The sequence below is a fragment of the Rhizobium sp. JAB6 genome (assembly GCF_003024605.1).
In the GTDB taxonomy this organism is placed as follows: Bacteria; Pseudomonadota; Alphaproteobacteria; order Rhizobiales; family Rhizobiaceae; genus Rhizobium.
On record NZ_PYJQ01000009.1, the window covers coordinates 426,084 to 443,779 of the forward strand.

Below are 17,696 nucleotides of genomic sequence, written 5' to 3' on the forward strand. Positions count from 1 at the left end.
ACTCGCAGTGCAGCCACAGCTACCTAGAAGCAATCCCGGAACAGAGCCTTGGTATTTTCAAGCGTCATCGGCACCGGATTGCCGCCGGCGCTCGGATCTTCGATCGCCATGGCGGAGAGTTCGTCGATCCGGTCTGGGGCGATGCCCATGGCCGAGAGACTTTCGGGTACTCCGAGTTCCGCACGCAGCTTCAGTACATAGTCGTAAAAGCCGTCGAAACCGCCTGAGATGCCGAGATAGGCTGCGGCACGCGCAATCTTGTCCTCAATGGCCTTGCGGTTGAAGCGCAGGACGGCCGGCATGACGACGGCATTGGTCATGCCGTGATGCGTGTTGTAGACGGCGCCGATCGGGTGTGAAAGCGCGTGGATGGCGCCAAGCCCCTTCTGGAAGGCGACGGCGCCCATGGCGGCAGCACTCATCATGTTGGCGCGGGCTTCGAGGTCCGTTCCTTCGCGATAGGCACGCGGCAGGAATTCCTTGACGAGCCGCATGCCCTCCAACGCGATACCGGCCGACATTGGATGGTAGAACGGGGAAGAATAGGCTTCCAGGCAATGGGCGAAAGCGTCCATACCGGTCCCCGCCGTGATGATCTTCGGCATGCCGACGGTCAGCTCCGGATCGGCAATGACGACGCCGGGCAGAAATTTTGGATGGAAGATGATCTTCTTCACATGCGTTGCGGAATTGGTGATGACGCTGGCGCGGCCGACTTCCGAACCAGTACCGGCGGTCGTCGGCACCGCGACGATCGGCGCAATGCCTTCAACGCTGGCGCGGGTCCACCAGTCACCGACGTCTTCGAAGTCCCAGACCGGACGCGTCTGGCCGACCATGAAGGCGACGCACTTGCCGAGATCGAGGCCGGAGCCGCCGCCGAAGGCGACGACGCCATCATGGCCGCCATCCTTGAAGGCCTTCACGCCGGCTTCGAGGTTCTTCTCGTTTGGATTCGGATCGACATCAGCGAAGATGGCGCGGCCAAGACCTGCATCTTCCAGAATATCCAGTGCCGTTGCCGTGATCGCCATCGAGGCAAGTCCCCGGTCGGTGATCAGAAGCGGCTTCTTCATGCCCAGGCTCTTGCAGGCGTCCGCGAGCTCCTTGATGCGGCCGCGGCCGAGCTTGAAGGCGTTCGGATAGCTCCAATTGGCTGAGATAGTGCTCATGCTATTACTTTCTTCAGATGATAGGATTTCGGGCGCGTCAGGTTATGGAATCCGATGACCGACAGCGAGCCGCCACGGCCGGTTTCCTTCACACCGGTCCAGCACAGCGCCGGATCGAGATAGTCGGCACGGTTCATGAAGACGGTACCGGTTTCGATTTCGCGGCCGATACGGGAGGCGCGCTCGACATCCCGGGTCCAGAGCGAAGCCGTCAGACCATAGGGGCTGTCATTCATCAGTTCCAGCGCTTCCGCGTCGCTCTTCACCTTCATGATGCCGACGGCCGGGCCGAAGGTCTCTTCGCGCATGAAAGCCATCGAGTGATCGACGTTGACGAGGATCTGCGGCGCAAGATAGGCGCCGCCGTCATCGGCCGGGAACAGCTTGGGATCGACCAGCGCCTTGGCACCCTTGGCGACCGCATCGGCGATCTGCTCGCGCACGACCTTGGCAAAGCGTTTGTTGGCCATCGGTCCGAGCGACGTCTCAGGGTCAAGCGGGTTGCCGAGTTTGTAGTTCGAAACCCAGGCCACCGACTTTTCGACGAAGGCGTCATAGAGCGATTCATGCACGTAGATGCGCTCGATGCCGCAGCAGCACTGGCCGGAGTTGTAGGTCGCTCCATCCATCAGCGTGTCGACGGCGGCGTCGAGATCGGCGTCTTCCATGACGTAGCCCGGATCCTTGCCGCCAAGCTCGAGGCCGAGGCTGGTAAAAGTGCCGGCGGCTGCGCGTTCGATCGAACGGCCGCCTTCGACTGAGCCGGTGAAATTGACGAAGTTGAAGCTGCCGGCCGCAATCAGCGCCGAGGTGGTTTCATGATCGAGGAAGACATTCTGGAAGACATCGGCGGGAACGCCAGCCTCGACGAAAGCCTGCACCAGCCGCTCGCCAACCAAAAGTGTTTGGCTTGCATGCTTGAGAATGACGGCATTGCCAGCCATCAACGCCGGGGCGACCGTGTTAATTGCCGTCATATAGGGATAGTTCCACGGAGCGATGACGAAGACGACGCCATGCGGGTCGCGCTCGATCCGGCGGGCAAAATTCGCGCTGTCCTCGACAACCAAAGGCGCCAGCGCATCGGCGGCAATCGAGGCGACATAATTCGAGCGCTCGTTGAAGCCGCGATATTCGCCGCCATACTTGATCGGACGGCCCATCTGCCAGGCAAGCTCCGGCACGATCACATCGGCCATTTCATTGAGCCGGACCACGCCCTTGAGCACCAGCTGTACGCGATCCTCCAGCGGGCGACGCGCCCAATCCTTTTGCGCCTTGCGGGCACGGGCCACGACTTCCTTGGCCGCTTCCAGCGGCAAGGCCGGGCGTTCGGCATAAACCTCTCCGTTGACCGGAGAGACGCATGTGATCATCGTCATGATCGGATTCCTGTTTTCTTGGTCATCCATTGATTGCCCGGATGTTGCATAGGTAGCAGCCGCATTCAAAGAAGAAACGGCGGACAGACAGAACATCCGAGCACCCCTGCCCGATCATAAAATGAAAATCGGGCAAGAGGCAGATCGCAAGAGCCTTACGCTCTTTCGAATCCGCGCGCCACTTCCCAATCGGTGACGCGACGGTCGTATTCCTCCTGCTCCCATTCGGCGGCACGGGTATAATGGTCGATGACATCGTCGCCGAAAGCTGCACGCAGCATCTTCGAGGTGGTCAGGGCGGTGGCGGCGTCACGCAAAGTGCGCGGTATCTCACGCACTTCACGCGCGCCGTAGGCGTCACCGACAAAGGGCGCTTCGAGCTCGAGCTTGTTTTCGATGCCGTCGATACCGGCCGCGATCAGGGCCGCAAACGCCAGGTAAGGATTGAGGTCCGAGCCACCGACGCGGCATTCGATGCGGATCGACTTGGTATCCTCGCCGCAGAGGCGGTAACCGGCGGTGCGGTTATCCTTGCTCCAGATCGCCTTGGTCGGCGCAAACGTGCCGGCCATGAAGCGCTTGTAGGAATTGATATAGGGCGCCAGGAAATAAGTGATCTCGCTGGCATGGGTCAGAAGTCCGGCGACATAATGCTTCATCATCGGCGACATGCCGTATTTGCCGCCCTCTTCGAAGAATTTCGGGCTTTTTCCGTCAAGGCTCCAGAGCGACTGATGGATGTGCGAGGAACTGCCCGCAGCGCTGTAGTTCCATTTCGCTAGGAAGGTGATCGCCTTGCCCTTCGACCAGGCGATTTCCTTGCAGCCGTTCTTGATGATCGCATGACGATCGGCCATGGTCAGGGCATCGGCGTAGCGAACGTTGATTTCCTCCTGGCCGGCGGATGCCTCGCCCTTGGAATTCTCGACGGGGATGCCGGCACCCTGGAGACCGGTGCGGATCGCCCGCATCACCTCTTCCTCCTTGGTCGTCTGGAAGATGTGGTAATCTTCGTTATAGCCGCTGGCGAGCTTCATGTTGCGATAGCCGGACTCTCGCGCGCTGTCATAGCTCTGGTCGAACAGAAAGAATTCGAGTTCCGAAGCCATGTAGGCCTTCAGCCCCATGGCCTCCAGCCGCTTCACCTGCTTCTTCAGAATGGCGCGCGGGGAATGCGGCACCTCCTCATGGGTATGATGGTCGAGCACATCGCAGAGGACGAGCGCCGTGCCCTCAAGCCAGGGAATGCGGCGAAGCGTGGCGAGATCCGGCTTCATCGTATAGTCGCCATAGCCCTTTTCCCAGCTTGTCGACTTGTAGCCGGAGACGGTCTCCATCTCGATATCCGTCGCCTGCAGATAGTTGCAGCTATGCGTTTCCTTCCAGGCGCTTTCGATGAAGAACTCCGCCTGGAAGCGTTTGCCCATCAACCGGCCCTGCATGTCGATCTGACATGCCAGAACCGTATCGATGCGCCCTTCGGCCACATCTCGCTTGAGGTCGTCGAACGTATAGCTGCTGCTCATAATTTGGTCCGCCTAGAAAATAGAAGTGGATGGGCCAGCGGCGCTGTCGGATGTAATGCTGGAGCCGCTCGGCAAGTTGAATGGGGCCGCAGCGGCGGCCCCTGCCAGTCTGATAGAAGGGGATCACACCTCGCCGACGGCCCGTTCGGCAGCGACGATATCGGCCTGACGCTTGGCGATCATGTCACCGATCGGCGGTCCTTGGAAACGGCGCTTCTCAAAGGCGAACCAGACGATTGCGGTCAGTACCAGGAAGCCGATCGTGATGTAGAGCGCCCATTCGTTCGGCGGCTGCACGCCGATGATGAAGATGATCGCCATGGCAATGATCACCAGAACGGAAACCAGCTTATAGGTGCCGATGCCCATGTTCCAAGGCCCCATCTTCGGCCATTTCGCAGTTCCGATCGCCTTGATGCCCAGAACGATCGGCACGGTGAAGGAGAGGAACAGGAAAATGACGGTGCAGGACACGACGATGGTATAGGCCGAAGAACCGGCGATGGTCACGAGCGAAGCGCCCCAGACGAACAGGACCGCAAGGATCGCAGCCGTCCAGATAGCAATCGAGGGGGTACGGAACCTCGGGCTGACGCTGGCCAGCGATCTCGAGAATGGCAGGCCGCCATCTCGTGAGAACGCATAGATCATGCGCGACGCGGACGTCACGGTTGCCAGGCCGCACAGCAGCTGCGAGATGAAGATCGCAACATAGAGGATATTGGCGACGACAGGATTGGTGATGCTGTTGATCGTCCAGAAGAAAACGTTCCAGCCCTGTTTCGAGGCCTCGTTCATGTCCGGAATGGCCAGCAGGAAGGCCAATAGCATGATGTAACCGAAAAACGACGACCACCAGACCGAGGAGACCATGCCGCGCGGCACGGAGCTCGAAGCCTTGACGGTCTCTTCCGACGTATGCGCCGAGGCGTCATAACCCGTAATCGTGTAGATCGGCAACAAAAGGCCAAGGGCGAAAACGTACCAGATGTTGTCCATCTTCGGCCAGACGGAGGCATCGCCTTCCGGCGTGCCGGAATAGTTGGTGAAGGTCCAGATGCGGCTGATGTCCCAGCTCTTCACACCGATCAGGCAGACGATGGTGAGCGCGATCGCGGCGGCGAAGATCAGATAGCCGGACATGTCGGTCAGTTTTGCCGTGAGCCTGATGCCGAAGTGATTGATCAAGGCCTGCAGACCGGTGATGATGGCGACGAAAATGATCTGGTTCGCGAAACCAGCCGAAGTAGTGGTGTCGACGGCTATACCGAACCATGGGGCGATGGAGCCGCTGAAGAAGCCCCACGTGCCCACATTGATCGCGCCAAGGACGGTGATCAGGCCGAGAAGATTGAGCCAGGCCGTCAGCCAGCCGGTGAACCGGTTGCCGAGGATCGACCCCCAATGATAGAGGCCGCCGGCTGTGGGATAAGCCGAAGAAATCTGCGCCATCGAGAGTGCGAAAACACCGGAAATCAGGCAGCCGAGCGGCCACCCGATACCGATCGCAGCACCACCGGCGCCAGAAGTGGCCTGTGCGAGCGAATTGATGCCGCCGGACAGAATGCAGATAATGGAGAAGGAAATGGCGAAATTCGAGAATGAACTCATGCGCCGTTCCAACTCCTGAGCATAGCCCATGGAGTGCAGGATTTGTATATCCTGCTTTTTGTCTAACTCTGAATAATCAGACATGCCATTCCCCCTAAAGTCAGGTCGTCCGCGGGATTGCGGAGAACCATCTGTCACATTGACCGCTGGCATTTCACCATGCGGCCTGATCGCAGTTGAACTGCTCCCCGGGGTCTTTTCTTGTATGTTCAGGCTTCCAGACTGCTCTCGAGAAGCCCTGTCAGATAATCGGCCATGACCCCTTGGCCGACGTCATCGCGAATGAGATCGTTGCGGACCTCGATCATTACGTTATGCAGACCATTGGCAAGCCCATGCAGCTTCAGCGTATGCGTGACGCCATCTTCGGGCCCGTAGGGCTGGTTGCGTTCGGTCCTGTAGAGAGGCGCCTCGGCCGCCGCGTCCAACATGCGATCGGCCAGCCAACGGTCTTCGTCATGCAGAATGCCAAGCTCCACAGTCCGCGGCTTGCCATTATAGACCGGCGTGAAGCTATGAATTGTCACGATCACGGTTTTTTGTCCCCGCGCCGCCCTCTCCCTCAAAAGCGACCGGATGCGATCGTGGAACGGGATATAGAGCCCTTCCGTGCGCGCCTTTCTGTCCGCCTCGCCAAGATGTTGATTGCCTGGGATCGTGTAGATTTCACTCGTCTCCGGCATGGCGCCGGCGCTTTCCGGCGGCCGGTTGCAATCATAGATCAGGCGCGAAAAGCGCTGAAATACCAAAGTAGCATTCAGGGCCGCGGATAATTTCCTTGCAACCGCGAGTGCGCCCGGGTCCCAGGCGATGTGACTGGAAAGCGCCTCGGCTGAAAGCCCGAGATCGCCGAACCGCTCTGGAAGTTCGCGCGAGGCATGCTCGCAAACGAGCAAAACCGCGCTGCTTCCCTCCGGCCTTTCGACCGCAACGCAATCGCCGTCCGCCTTCGACAAAATGCCTTGCTGCGCAAGCATCAGAGACGCCCCATTGCCGATTAATAAAATCTTTATAAGAAAAGAATTCTTCAGGTTTTCGTCGCTGTCAACTGGAAACTGAAATTATTTCTTCAATTGTGACATTGACTCGAATTGTGACAGCGTTGTTATATCCTGAGAAGAAAAGCGGCATCAGACCGTTTGGGGAGCAAAAATCGAGTGAGCAATGCGTCGAAGACAGTTTCGGACGTGATCAATGCGCGCTTTGACACCTTAACGCGCGCCGAAAAGCAGCTTGCCAAGAGCCTGCTCGACAACTACCCCGTTTCCGGGTTGGGCAGTATCACCACAGTCGCCGAGAATGCCCGGGTTTCAACTCCGACGGTCGCGCGGATGGTGCAAAAGCTCGGATACAAAGGTTATCCGGACTTCCAAGCCCATCTTCATCAGGAAGTCGAAGCCACGATCTCCAACCCGCTAACAAAGCACGACCGCTGGGCATCGAACGCTCCGGGCACGCATATCCTCAATCGCTTCGCCGATACCATTATGGGCAATCTGCGGCAGACCCTATCGGACCTCGACGTGGCGACCTTCGACAGCGTTGCGGCACTGCTGTCGGAAAGAAAGCGCGGGCTTTATTTCGTGGGCGGCCGCATTACCGGGGCGCTTGCCGAGTATTTTTTCACCCATATGCAGGTCATCCGGCCGAATACGACCTTACTCTCTTCGAACTCAAGCGCATGGCCGCAATATGTTCTGAACATGAATCCGGGTGATTTGCTCATCATCTTCGATATCAGGCGCTACGAGCAGGAAATGGTCAATCTGGCCGCCGCCGCCCGCCGCCATGGTGCTGAAATCATCGTCTTCACAGATCAATGGGCAACTCCGGCTGCCAAGCACGCCAAGCACACGTTCCGCGTGCAAATCGAGGCGCCATCCGCCTGGGATTCATCGGTCGTCACCCTCTTCATCGTCGAAGCCCTGATCGAAGCGGTGCAAAGCTCGACCTGGGACGAAACGAGCGAGCGCATGAAGACACTGGAAGGACTTTTCGAACAAACCAAGCTGTTTCGCAAGCTAAGCTGAGGGGGAATGAAAACAGAAAATAACGGCTGATGGAGGATGTGAAATACAGCGGCTGTCATACTTGTCGATTAGAAGCAAAAATCGACTGCGTTTTCAGCAAACCCAATGCTTTGAAGTCGTCACACAACCTTCATGTAACGTCATTAACAGCAACGCCAGACACTGAAAACCTAAAAGGAGGAAATGCAGTGATCTCGAAAATTCATCGTCTTCTGACAATTTCTACGGCGATGCTCGTCGCTTCGACGGCTATTGCCGCCGCAGAACCGAGCGCCGATCTCATCGCTGCCGCCAAGAAGGAAGGCACGCTGACCACCATCGCCCTGCCCCACAACTGGTGCGGTTATGGCGACCTGATCGCTGCGTTCAAGGCAAAATACGGCATTGAAGTCAACGAACTGAACCCGGATGCCGGTTCGGGCGATGAAGTCGAGGCAATCCGCGCCAACAAGGGCAATACCGGGCCGCAGGCTCCGGACGTGATCGACGTTGGTCTTTCCTTTGGCCCAACCGCCAAGAAGGAAGGCCTGCTGCAGCCTTACAAGGTTTCGACCTGGGATTCGATTCCGGACAGCGCCAAGGATGCCGAAGGTTATTGGTACGGCGACTACTACGGCGTTCTCTCCTTCGTCATCAACAAGGACGTTGTGAAGAACCCGCCGAAGGATTGGGCTGACCTCCTGAAGCCGGAATATGCAAACACTGTTTCGCTCGCCGGCGACCCGCGCACCTCGAACCAGGCCGTTCAGGCCGTTTACGCCGCTGGCCTTGCAGCCGGCGAAAAGGACGCCACCAAGGTCGGCGCCGCCGGTCTCGACTACTTCGCCAAGCTCAACAAGGCCGGCAACTTCGTTCCGGTCATCGGCAAGTCCGCTTCGCTCGCGCAGGGCGCAACCCCGATCGTCGTTGCTTGGGACTACAATGGCCTGTCCTGGCGCGATAGCCTGAACGGCAACCCGCCGGTCGACGTCACCGTTCCGGCTTCGGGCGTGATCGCAGGCGTCTATGTCCAGGCGATCTCGGCTTTCGCTCCGCATCCGAACGCTGCCAAGCTCTGGATGGAATTCCTTTATTCCGACGAAGGTCAGATCGGCTGGCTGAAGGGCTATTGCCACCCGATCCGCTTCAACGATCTGGCAAAGAACAAGAAGGTCCCGCAGGAACTTCTCGACAAGCTGCCGCCGGCCGCTGCCTATGAAAAGGCCGTCTTCCCGACGCTCGAAGAGCAGGATGCCGGCAAGGCCGCCATCACCACCAAGTGGGATTCCGTCGTCGGTTCGAACGTACAGTAATTTGACCTTACACGACCTCCCCGCTCCGGCGGGGAGGTTTCCATTTTTCTGACGCCGCGGATTGGGCCAATCATGAGCATCGCCACAACATCAACGGTCAGTTCCACTCCCATGATCAACAAGCGTTTGGTTGTCGACTGGCTGGGAATAGCGCCCTTCCTGATCTTCGCGCTGCTGTTTCTGATTCTCCCGACGATCTACCTGATCGCCGGCGCTTTTCTGACGCCTGACGGCAGCCTGACGCTGAAGAACATCGGCGATCTGTTCACGCCGACGATCATGAGCGCCTACTTGATCAGTATCAAAATCTCGGTCGCTTCGGCGCTCGGCGGCGCGATCATCGGTTTTTACCTGGCTTGGGCGCTCGTCCTTGGCGGGCTCCCCACTTGGATCCGTCACGCCTTCCTGACTTTCTCGGGGGTGGCATCGAATTTCGCCGGCGTGCCGCTGGCCTTCTCGTTCATCGCCACCCTGGGCCGCCAGGGTCTGGTCACGATATTGCTCGCTCATTTCGGCTTCAACCTCTACGGCACCGGCTTTAACCTGCTGAGCTTCTTCGGCCTGACCATTACCTATATGTACTTCCAGATCCCGCTGATGGTGCTGATCATTACCCCTGCGCTCGACGGCATGAAGAAGGAATGGCACGAAGCGGCTTCCATTCTCGGCGCTACCAATGGGCAATATTGGCGGATGGTCGCCCTGCCGATCCTCTGGCCGAGCCTGCTTGGCACGACGCTGCTACTGTTTGCAAATTCGTTCGGCGCCATCGCGACGGCAATTGCACTTACGGGCAGCTCGCTGAATATCGTTCCGATCGTGCTCTATGCGCAAATCCGCGGCGACGTGCTGCACAATGCCAATCTTGGCTATGCGCTGGCGCTCGGCATGATTGTCATCACCGGTATTTCGAACGTCATTTATATCTTGATGCGCATGCGCGCTGAACGGTGGCAGAAATGAAACTGCACAAATTCTTCGCCTGGATCGCCGTTGCCATCGGCCTCATCTATTTCCTGGTGCCGCTCATCGGTACGCTGGAGTTCTCGCTGCGCATGCGGCGCAACGCTTACAGCTTCGACGCCTATGCCTCCGTTTTTTCGGATTTCGGCTTCATAACGGCCTTTGGCTTCTCGATGTTGATGGCGCTTCTGACCATTATCTTCGGCATGCTGCTCGTTGTGCCCACGGCCTATTGGGTGCGGTTGCGGCTGCCGCAGCTTCGCCCGGTCGTAGAATTCGTCACCTTGATGCCGTTGGTCATTCCGGCCATTGTCATCGTCTTCGGCTATCTGCGGCTCTATAATTCGTCGTCGATTCTGCCGCTGACCGGCTATAATTCGACGACGAACATTCTGCTCGTCTGCTCCTATATTGTATTGTCGCTGCCCTATATGTATCGTTCGGTCGATACGGCGATGCGTACCATTGATGTCGGCACGCTGACGGAGGCCGCCGAAAGCCTTGGTGCAAAATGGACAACCATCATGTTCAAATGCATCTTTCCAAATGTCATGAGCGGTGTACTTTCCGGAGCGTTCATCACCCTTGCGATCGTCATGGGCGAATTCACCATGGCATCGCTGCTCAACCGTCCGGCATTCGGGCCTTACATGCAGCTCATGGGCGCAAATAGAGCTTACGAGCCCTCTGCCCTGGCCATCATAGCGCTTGCCGTTACCTGGCTCAGCATGGGCCTGTTGCAGCTCGTTTCTCGCTTCTCAAAATCCGCTCCGGTCAAGGCGTAAGGCTTCTCACCATGGCTTTTCTCGAACTCACCCACATCAAGAAGTCCTTCGGCGACGTTCAGGTCGTCCATGATTTCAATATGCAGATCGAGAAAGGAGAATTCGTCTCCTTCCTCGGCCCGTCGGGTTGCGGCAAGACGACCGTGCTGCGCATGATCGCCGGTTTCGAAACCCCGACCGCCGGCACCCTGTCGATCAACGGCAAGGATCAGCGATCGCTGAAGCCGAACCAGCGCAATATCGGCATGGTCTTTCAAGCCTACGCACTGTTTCCGAACATGACCGTGCATGACAACGTCGCCTTCGGCCTCAAGGTCGCCGGCATGGCGAAGCCCGACATCGACAAGCGCGTCAAGGAGATGCTGGCTCTCATCAAGCTCGATCATCTCGCCGGCCGCTATTCCTATCAGATGTCCGGGGGCCAGCAGCAGCGCGTGGCGCTCGCCCGCGCCATCGCCGTCAAGCCGCAGGTCCTCCTGCTCGACGAACCGCTCTCGGCCCTTGATGCCAAGATCCGTATCTCGCTACGCGAAGAAATCCGCGCCATTCAGCAGCAGCTCGGTATCACCACCGTTTTCGTGACGCACGATCAGGAAGAAGCGCTGTCCATTTCCGATCGCATCGTGGTCATGAATGCAGGCCGCGCCGATCAGATCGGCACGCCCTTCGAAATCTACAACAAGCCGGCAACCCGTTTCGTCGCGTCGTTCGTCGGCACGCTGAACCTGATCGAAGGCAAGGTCGTCGATCCCGATAACAACCGCATCATGATCGGCGATCAGGGTATCACCCTGAAGCAGTCGGTGACGGCCTACAAGCCCGGCGATACCGTATCGCTCGCCCTCCGTCCCGAAGCCGGCTCGCTGGCGGAATCGGCCAAGGGCGATACCGCTCTGACGGGGGAGGTCTCCTCGGCGCACTTCCTGGGCTCGGTCATCCGCACCCGCATGAATGTCGCCGGCAACACGATTTCCTTCGACATGTTCAACAGCCCAGGCATGATGCCTCCGAGCGTCGGCGAGAAGGTGACCCTGCGCTTCGCCTCCTCCGACTTGCTCGTGATTCAGGATTGAGAAAGGGCTCTGCATCGCAGGGTCATTTTGGAAAATTATTCGCGGACGCCGGGTCACAAGCCCGGCGTTTTTCTTTGATTTCCGTGAGGGAAAGCATCTATAGTCCACATGTTCTCAGGGCGGGGTGCAATTCCCCACCGGCGGTATGGGGAGCTTCCTCGAGCCCGCGAGCGCCTTCCGAACTTACGGAAGGGTCAGCAGATCCGGTGAGATGCCGGAGCCGACGGTATAGTCCGGATGGAAGAGAGCAAGCAGGATCGCACCTCCTCCACGTGAGGGGTGCCGCGATGCTGCGTGTTCGCCCAAGGGATAATGGAAAATAACCCTTGAAAGGCAAAATTCATGACCATTTCGATTTCTACCCAGCCGAGCCGCATCGCGATCATTCGGGCTCGCTGGCATGCCGACATCGTCGATCGCTCGGTCGACTCCTTCGTTGCCGAATGGCAGACGATCGAAGGCGCATCGCCGATCGATATCTTCGATGTGCCGGGTGCCTTGGAAATTCCGCTGCACGCCCAGACACTTGCCCGTAACGGCCGTTATTCCGCAATCGTTGCTACCGCTTTCGTTGTCGATGGCGGCATCTACCGCCATGAGTTCGTCGCCAATACGGTTCTTGATGCCATGATGCGCGTCCAGCTCGATACCGGCGTGCCGATCCTCTCGGCGGTCCTGACACCGCATCACTTCCAGGAGTCGGAAGCGCATATTCAGTTCTTCAAGGAACATTTCATCATCAAGGGCCGTGAAGTGGCCAGCGCTTGCCGCCATATTCTCGCGGAACGCGCCAAGCTGCTGCCGGCCGTCACAGTCTAGAGCAATTCCAGGAAAAAGCGGTTTTCCGTCCGGAAAACAAAGAGATAGAGTATTTTCGCGATTCGAAGAAAAGCGAAACGGCTCTAAGCTAAGCATCGTGGAGGCGTGGCATCTGCCCGCCTCCATCTTACCACGGAGAACCGTCAGTGACCGTCCTACGCATCATCCCAAATCTGCCTGCCGCCGATCCCGATGCAGCCCGCCTTTTCTATCGTGACCTCCTCGGCCTGGAGGTCGTCATGGATCACGGCTGGATTGTGACTTTCGCCTCCGAGGCGGCAACGGTGCCGCAGATCAGCGTCGCCAGCGAAGGCGGCTCCGGCACCATCGTTCCCGATCTCTCGATCGAGGTTGACGACGTCGATACGCTTTATCGCCGCGCGACATCCATGGGCTTCGGCATATTGTACGACCTGACCGACGAACCTTGGGGCGTGCGCCGCTTCTATGTGCGCGATCCTTTCGGCAAGGTCGTCAATATCCTCTCTCACCGCTCAGGTGGAAACGGGTGACTCGCTTTAGTGCTGGATATACGCCAGGCCGCTTGACCTGTTACCGCAGATCCACGTTGAAGGTGATCCGCTCCGCCGGCCACATCGACTCCGAATAGGTAATCGGCACGCCGTCCGCATCCACGTCCAGTTTGCGGGTGATGAGCAGCGGTACGGATTTCGGTTGCCGCAGGAGCCGTGCCTCTTCCGCCGTCGGCATTCGCGCCTCGATCTCCGTCGATAACCGCTCGTAATCGGTGACACCATAGCTGGCGAGCGCCGCCGAGATTGTCGGATGCTGTAATCTGGCCTTGTCGAAATCAGGAAATCGCGCGGCTGGATAATAGGAATCGCCCAATTCGACCGGAATACCATCGGCGGTCATGAGGCCGCGACGATGGATGACCGGTGCATTCAAGGCCAATTTCAAACAGGCAGCAACGCGCTCCGCTGCCGGCACGATCTCATGAACGAGCAATTCGCCACCGGGCTCGAAACCTTGTTCGATCAGGTTCTTGGAGAAGCGAGTTCGCTTGGACAAGGAATAGTCCAGCATGCCCCTATGAACGAATGTCCCTCGCCCCTGCTCGGCGCGGACCAGCCCACGCTGCTCCAAATGCCCCAGCGCCTGACGCACGGTAAAACGGCTGACGCCGAAACGCTGCATCAGTTCCGGCTCGGTCGGCAATTTCTCTCCAGGCGCGAAAGTCCCAGCGGCAATATCGGCCGCCAGGATTTCACCGATCTGATGCCAGAGGGCGCTGCCGCCCTTGCGGTCGATCGTCTCCATGTCAGACGCGCTTCTCAAGCCGGAACAAAAGCTTGTATTCGGCTGGATAGCTCAACGCATCGAGAATGCTTGGATAATATTTGCGATCCTTGGTTGCGCGCACAAAACCGTTATAGCCGAAACGCTTGACGGAGACATCGAAGCCAGCCGCCGTGAACGCCTCGATATAATCCTGCGGGGACCGATCCTGCATCGGCGCATTGCTGTTGTTGCCGATAAGCTCGAGCCATTTCGGCCAAAGGGGCATTTCGTTATGGCAACCGGTCACGGCGTAGTAGACGCCACCATTGCGCATGGCCTGGAACATCCCTTCGGCATGCTCTTTCAGTTCCGGCAGCAGATAGATCACCTCATAGCTGAAGGCCACGTCGAAACTGTCGGCAAAAGGTGATAAATCGGTCGTCACATGAAATTGCAGCGGCATATTGCCGACAGCGGCGACAGCAGCAGCCACCGACTCCGAAGCGATATCGATGCCGACGCCGCGTCGGAACGGCCGCGTGGCATAAAGCAGCCGCAGAAAGCCACCGCGATTGCAGCCGAAGTCCAGGACAGTCTTCGAAGAGAAATCCCGCTCCGGCACCGTTTCGATGAAATGCCGCCAATAGGGACTATGCGATTCGGCCATTGCGATGTCACCGTGCGGATCCTTGTGCCACGTGGCGTAAGTCGTTACTGCGTTTGCCATAATGTGCTCGCTGTTGGAGTGGACTATGCCTCAGATAACGCAGCTTCATGACAGCCCGATGAATTCGTCCGGACGACCGGACTTATAAAACAAGGCAAATAAAAAAGGGCTCTGCCGCAACGGAGCCCTTCTTACAAATGATCTCGATGAGTTACGTCCGGATCGCCTTCTCGTTCGCATCGAAACGATGCATCTGGCTCACATTCGGCGTCGCATAGACCATCTCGTCCGGCTCATATTTATGTTCCCCGAAAAGACGCGCGGTCAGAAGACCGGTGGTCTCGGATTCGAGGTAGATGATCGTATCGGCACCGAGATGCTCGACATGGATGACCTTTGCTGCCCAAGTGCCCTGATCGCGCGACAACGTGATATGTTCGGGGCGGATGCCGACGGTCTTGGCACCGTTTTCGCCGAGTCGTTCTGCAGGGATGAAATTCATCTGCGGCGAGCCGATGAAGCCTGCAACGAAGGTGTTGGCCGGGCGGTTATAAAGCTCCATCGGCGAACCGATCTGCTCGATCGCACCGGCATTGAGCACGACGATCTTATCGGCAAGCGTCATCGCCTCGACCTGGTCGTGGGTGACGTAGATCATCGTCGCCTTCAGGCTGCGGTGGAGGCGGGCAATTTCCAGACGCGTCTGCACGCGCAATGCGGCATCGAGGTTCGACAGCGGCTCGTCGAAGAGGAAAAGCTCGGGCTCGCGAACGATGGCGCGGCCGATGGCGACGCGCTGGCGCTGGCCACCGGAAAGCTCGGATGGGCGGCGAGCCAGATAAGGCGCAAGCGAGAGCATACCGGACGCCTTCTCGACACGGCTGTCGATTTCGGCCTTCGCCGTGCCGGCCTGCTTGAGGCCCAGACCCATATTGTCCTTGACGGTCAGATGCGGATAGAGCGCATAGGACTGGAAGACCATCGAGATTCCGCGCTTGGCAGGCGGCGTCACGGTCACATCCTGGCCGTTGATCAGCACGGCACCGGAGGTCACGTCTTCGAGGCCGGCAATACTGCGCAGAAGGGTCGATTTGCCGCAGCCCGACGGACCGACGAAGATGACGAACTCACCATCCTTCACCTCGAGGTCGATGCCCTTCAGCACATCATGCGATCCATAGGCCTTGCGGATGGATTTCAGTTGAAGCGATCCCACAGTCTCTAGTCCTTATAGATAAACAGGCTTGCCGGTGCGCACGCTCTCATCAGCGGCAAGGCATATGCGCAGCGATTGAACGGCGTCGGCCATATGGCGATTGAGGTCGAGATCCTCACGAATGGCCTTCAGCATGAAGGCTTGCTCGAAGTCGCAGAGCTCCTGATGGCCTGGCTCGCCATCCATGTGCAGGTCTTGATCAGGCCGGATGAATTGACCGTTCTGCCCTGTCTCGGCGCTATGCAGCCGAATGACCGATGTCTTCGTGTGCATATCGATATCGTCGGATTTGGCATTCTGATCCATGACGATCGAGACCGATCCGTTCGGCGACATCACATCCTTCACGAAGAAGGCTGTTTCCGAAATCATCGGACCCCAACCAGCCTCGTACCAGCCGACCGAACCGTCCTCGAAGATCACCTGCAGGTGGCCGTAATTGTACATGTCCGGCTTGACCTCCTGCGACAGCCGCAGGCCCATGCCGCGCACCTCGACGGGCCGGGCATCGGTGATCTGGCACATGACGTCGACATAATGTACGCCGCAATCGACGATCGGCGAGGTCGTGCGCATCAACGCTTTATGTGTTTCCCAGGTCGGGCCACTCGATTGCTGATTGAGGTTCATACGGAATACATACGGACCACCGAGCTTGCGCGCCTCCGCAATCAGCCGCATCCACGAGGGATGGTGGCGCAATATATAGCCGATTGCCAGCTTCTTCCCCGCCTTCTTCGCGGCCGCAACGACGCGCTCGGCATCTTCGACTGTCGTTGCCAACGGCTTCTCCACGAAGACATGGCAACCCGCTTCGAAAGCCAGGACGGCGAAATCGGCGTGGCTGTCGGAATAGGTATTGATCGAGCAGAGATCCGGTTTCAGCTCCCTCAATGCGGCCTCGAAATCCGGATGGATCGTATATCCCCGCAACTCCTCGGGGAGTTCCGGCCTTGAGCGATTGACGAGGCCGACGATCTCGAAGCCGGGATTATTGTGGTAGGCCAGCGCATGGCTGCGACCCATGTTGCCAAGGCCTGCAACAAGAACGCGTATCGGCTTTTCGGATGGGCTCACTTGACTGCTCCGGAGGTAATGCCGCGAATGAGTTGACGCGAAAAGATGACGTAGAGGATGAGGATCGGCAGAATGGCGAGCGTCAGCGCCGCCAGCACCGCATTCCAATTGGTCACGAACTGGCCGATGAAAATCTGCGACCCGAGCGTCACCGTCTTGGTCGCCTCGCTCGGCGCGAGGATCAGCGGAAACCACAAATCGTTCCAGATCGGGATCATGGTAAAGACGGCAACCGTCGCCATGGCCGGACGGACCAGCGGCAGGACGAGACGGAAGAAGATGGCATATTCGCTGAGACCGTCGATGCGGCCGGCATTCTTCAGATCATCCGAAACCGTGCGCATGAACTCGGACAGGATGAAGATCGCGAGCGGCAAGCCCTGCGCGGTATAGACGAGGATCAGCGCTGTGAGCGTGTTGACCAGGCCGGCAGCGACCATGCCCTGCAGGATCGCGACTGTACCGAGGCGAATCGGGATCATGATGCCGATCGCCAGATAAAGACCCATGAACGTATTGCCGCGGAAACGATATTCCGACAGCGCGAAAGCCGCCATGGCGCCGAACAGCAACGTCAGGACGATCGACACGATGGTCACGACGAAGCTGTTCTGGAAATAGGTCAGGAAATCCCCCTGCTTCAGAACGGTGTCATAGCCGATCATGCTGAAAGAGGATGGCGTGGGGACACTCAAGGGTGCGCGGAAGATCGACGCACGATCCTTGAAGGAATTGACGACAGTCAGGAACACCGGAAAAATGGCGACCAGCGTATAGGCTATCAGCGCCAGATGGACGAAGCCGGTGCGGACAACGGAAGTGCGTGCCTTGGACATGGGGC

Annotated in this window: 17 protein-coding genes and 1 riboswitch; of the genes, 7 read left to right on the forward strand and 10 right to left on the reverse strand. The window is 58.3% G+C overall.

Translation table 11 applies throughout. The features are described from left to right. Positions 1-23: 23 nt before the first annotated feature. From C7U61_RS12025 to C7U61_RS12045, 5 genes are all read right to left on the reverse strand, one after another. Positions 24-1,172 carry an iron-containing alcohol dehydrogenase gene (locus C7U61_RS12025; protein ID WP_106998307.1) on the reverse strand — a complete coding sequence of 383 codons (1,149 nt, stop codon included), beginning with the start codon at positions 1,170-1,172 and terminating at the stop codon, positions 24-26. Further along, the gene (locus C7U61_RS12030; RefSeq protein WP_106999070.1) at positions 1,169-2,554 is read right to left on the reverse strand and encodes an aldehyde dehydrogenase family protein; all 1,386 of its coding nucleotides are present in this window, start codon (positions 2,552-2,554) and stop codon (positions 1,169-1,171) included. The genes C7U61_RS12025 and C7U61_RS12030 overlap by 4 nt, the downstream gene beginning before the upstream one ends. Positions 2,555-2,709: 155 nt before the next feature. Further along, the gene (locus C7U61_RS12035) at positions 2,710-4,080 is read right to left on the reverse strand and encodes a glutamine synthetase family protein (protein WP_106998308.1); all 1,371 of its coding nucleotides are present in this window, start codon (positions 4,078-4,080) and stop codon (positions 2,710-2,712) included. 123 nt (positions 4,081-4,203) lie between these two features. Beyond that, entirely contained in the window at positions 4,204-5,775 is a 1,572-nt protein-coding gene (locus C7U61_RS12040) for an amino acid permease (RefSeq protein ID WP_106998309.1), read from the reverse strand. Positions 5,776-5,900: 125 nt separating this feature from the next. After that, entirely contained in the window at positions 5,901-6,671 is a 771-nt protein-coding gene (locus C7U61_RS12045) for an N-formylglutamate amidohydrolase (RefSeq protein WP_181315860.1), read from the reverse strand. Positions 6,672-6,848: 177 nt separating this feature from the next. Here C7U61_RS12045 and C7U61_RS12050 point away from each other — a divergent pair, with 177 nt between their 5' ends. From C7U61_RS12050 to C7U61_RS12080, 7 genes are all read left to right on the forward strand, one after another. Beyond that, positions 6,849-7,721 carry a MurR/RpiR family transcriptional regulator gene (locus tag C7U61_RS12050; protein WP_106998311.1) on the forward strand — a complete coding sequence of 291 codons (873 nt, stop codon included), beginning with the start codon at positions 6,849-6,851 and terminating at the stop codon, positions 7,719-7,721. Between the two features lie 188 nt (positions 7,722-7,909). Then, complete coding sequence (locus C7U61_RS12055; RefSeq protein ID WP_106998312.1) at positions 7,910-9,013, forward strand: ABC transporter substrate-binding protein; 1,104 nt, start codon at positions 7,910-7,912, stop codon at positions 9,011-9,013. Between the two features lie 72 nt (positions 9,014-9,085). Beyond that, on the forward strand, positions 9,086-9,976 hold the full coding sequence (locus C7U61_RS12060) for an ABC transporter permease subunit (protein ID WP_106998313.1): 891 nt from the start codon (positions 9,086-9,088) through the stop codon (positions 9,974-9,976). Next, positions 9,973-10,761, forward strand: a complete 789-nt coding sequence (locus C7U61_RS12065) for an ABC transporter permease (RefSeq protein WP_106998314.1) — start codon at positions 9,973-9,975, stop codon at positions 10,759-10,761. Before C7U61_RS12060 ends, C7U61_RS12065 begins: the two co-directional genes overlap by 4 nt. An 11-nt stretch (positions 10,762-10,772) precedes the next feature. Next, positions 10,773-11,834: an ABC transporter ATP-binding protein gene (locus tag C7U61_RS12070; protein ID WP_106998315.1), complete on the forward strand. Its 1,062-nt coding sequence runs from the start codon at positions 10,773-10,775 to the stop codon at positions 11,832-11,834. A gap of 106 nt (positions 11,835-11,940) precedes the next feature. Then, positions 11,941-12,087: riboswitch (FMN riboswitch) on the forward strand. Between the two features lie 89 nt (positions 12,088-12,176). Beyond that, positions 12,177-12,653 (forward strand): 6,7-dimethyl-8-ribityllumazine synthase, encoded by a 477-nt coding sequence (locus C7U61_RS12075; protein WP_106998316.1) that lies wholly within the window; start codon positions 12,177-12,179, stop codon positions 12,651-12,653. Between the two features lie 146 nt (positions 12,654-12,799). Continuing rightward, the gene (locus C7U61_RS12080; RefSeq protein ID WP_106998317.1) at positions 12,800-13,165 is read left to right on the forward strand and encodes a VOC family protein; all 366 of its coding nucleotides are present in this window, start codon (positions 12,800-12,802) and stop codon (positions 13,163-13,165) included. 40 nt (positions 13,166-13,205) lie between these two features. Here the strand turns inward: C7U61_RS12080 and phnF are convergent, their stop codons facing one another. From phnF to C7U61_RS12105, 5 genes are all read right to left on the reverse strand, one after another. Then, entirely contained in the window at positions 13,206-13,934 is a 729-nt protein-coding gene (phnF, locus tag C7U61_RS12085; protein ID WP_106998318.1) for a phosphonate metabolism transcriptional regulator PhnF, read from the reverse strand. A gap of 1 nt (position 13,935) precedes the next feature. Further along, a complete protein-coding gene (locus C7U61_RS12090; RefSeq protein WP_106998319.1) occupies positions 13,936-14,622 on the reverse strand; it encodes a methyltransferase domain-containing protein in 687 nt (228 codons plus the stop codon). Between the two features lie 151 nt (positions 14,623-14,773). After that, a complete protein-coding gene (locus C7U61_RS12095) occupies positions 14,774-15,778 on the reverse strand; it encodes an ABC transporter ATP-binding protein (protein WP_106998320.1) in 1,005 nt (334 codons plus the stop codon). 12 nt (positions 15,779-15,790) lie between these two features. Next, entirely contained in the window at positions 15,791-16,855 is a 1,065-nt protein-coding gene (locus C7U61_RS12100; protein WP_106998321.1) for a Gfo/Idh/MocA family oxidoreductase, read from the reverse strand. After that, entirely contained in the window at positions 16,852-17,691 is an 840-nt protein-coding gene (locus C7U61_RS12105; protein WP_106998322.1) for a carbohydrate ABC transporter permease, read from the reverse strand. Before C7U61_RS12105 ends, C7U61_RS12100 begins: the two co-directional genes overlap by 4 nt. Between the last annotated feature and the right edge of the window lie 5 nt (positions 17,692-17,696).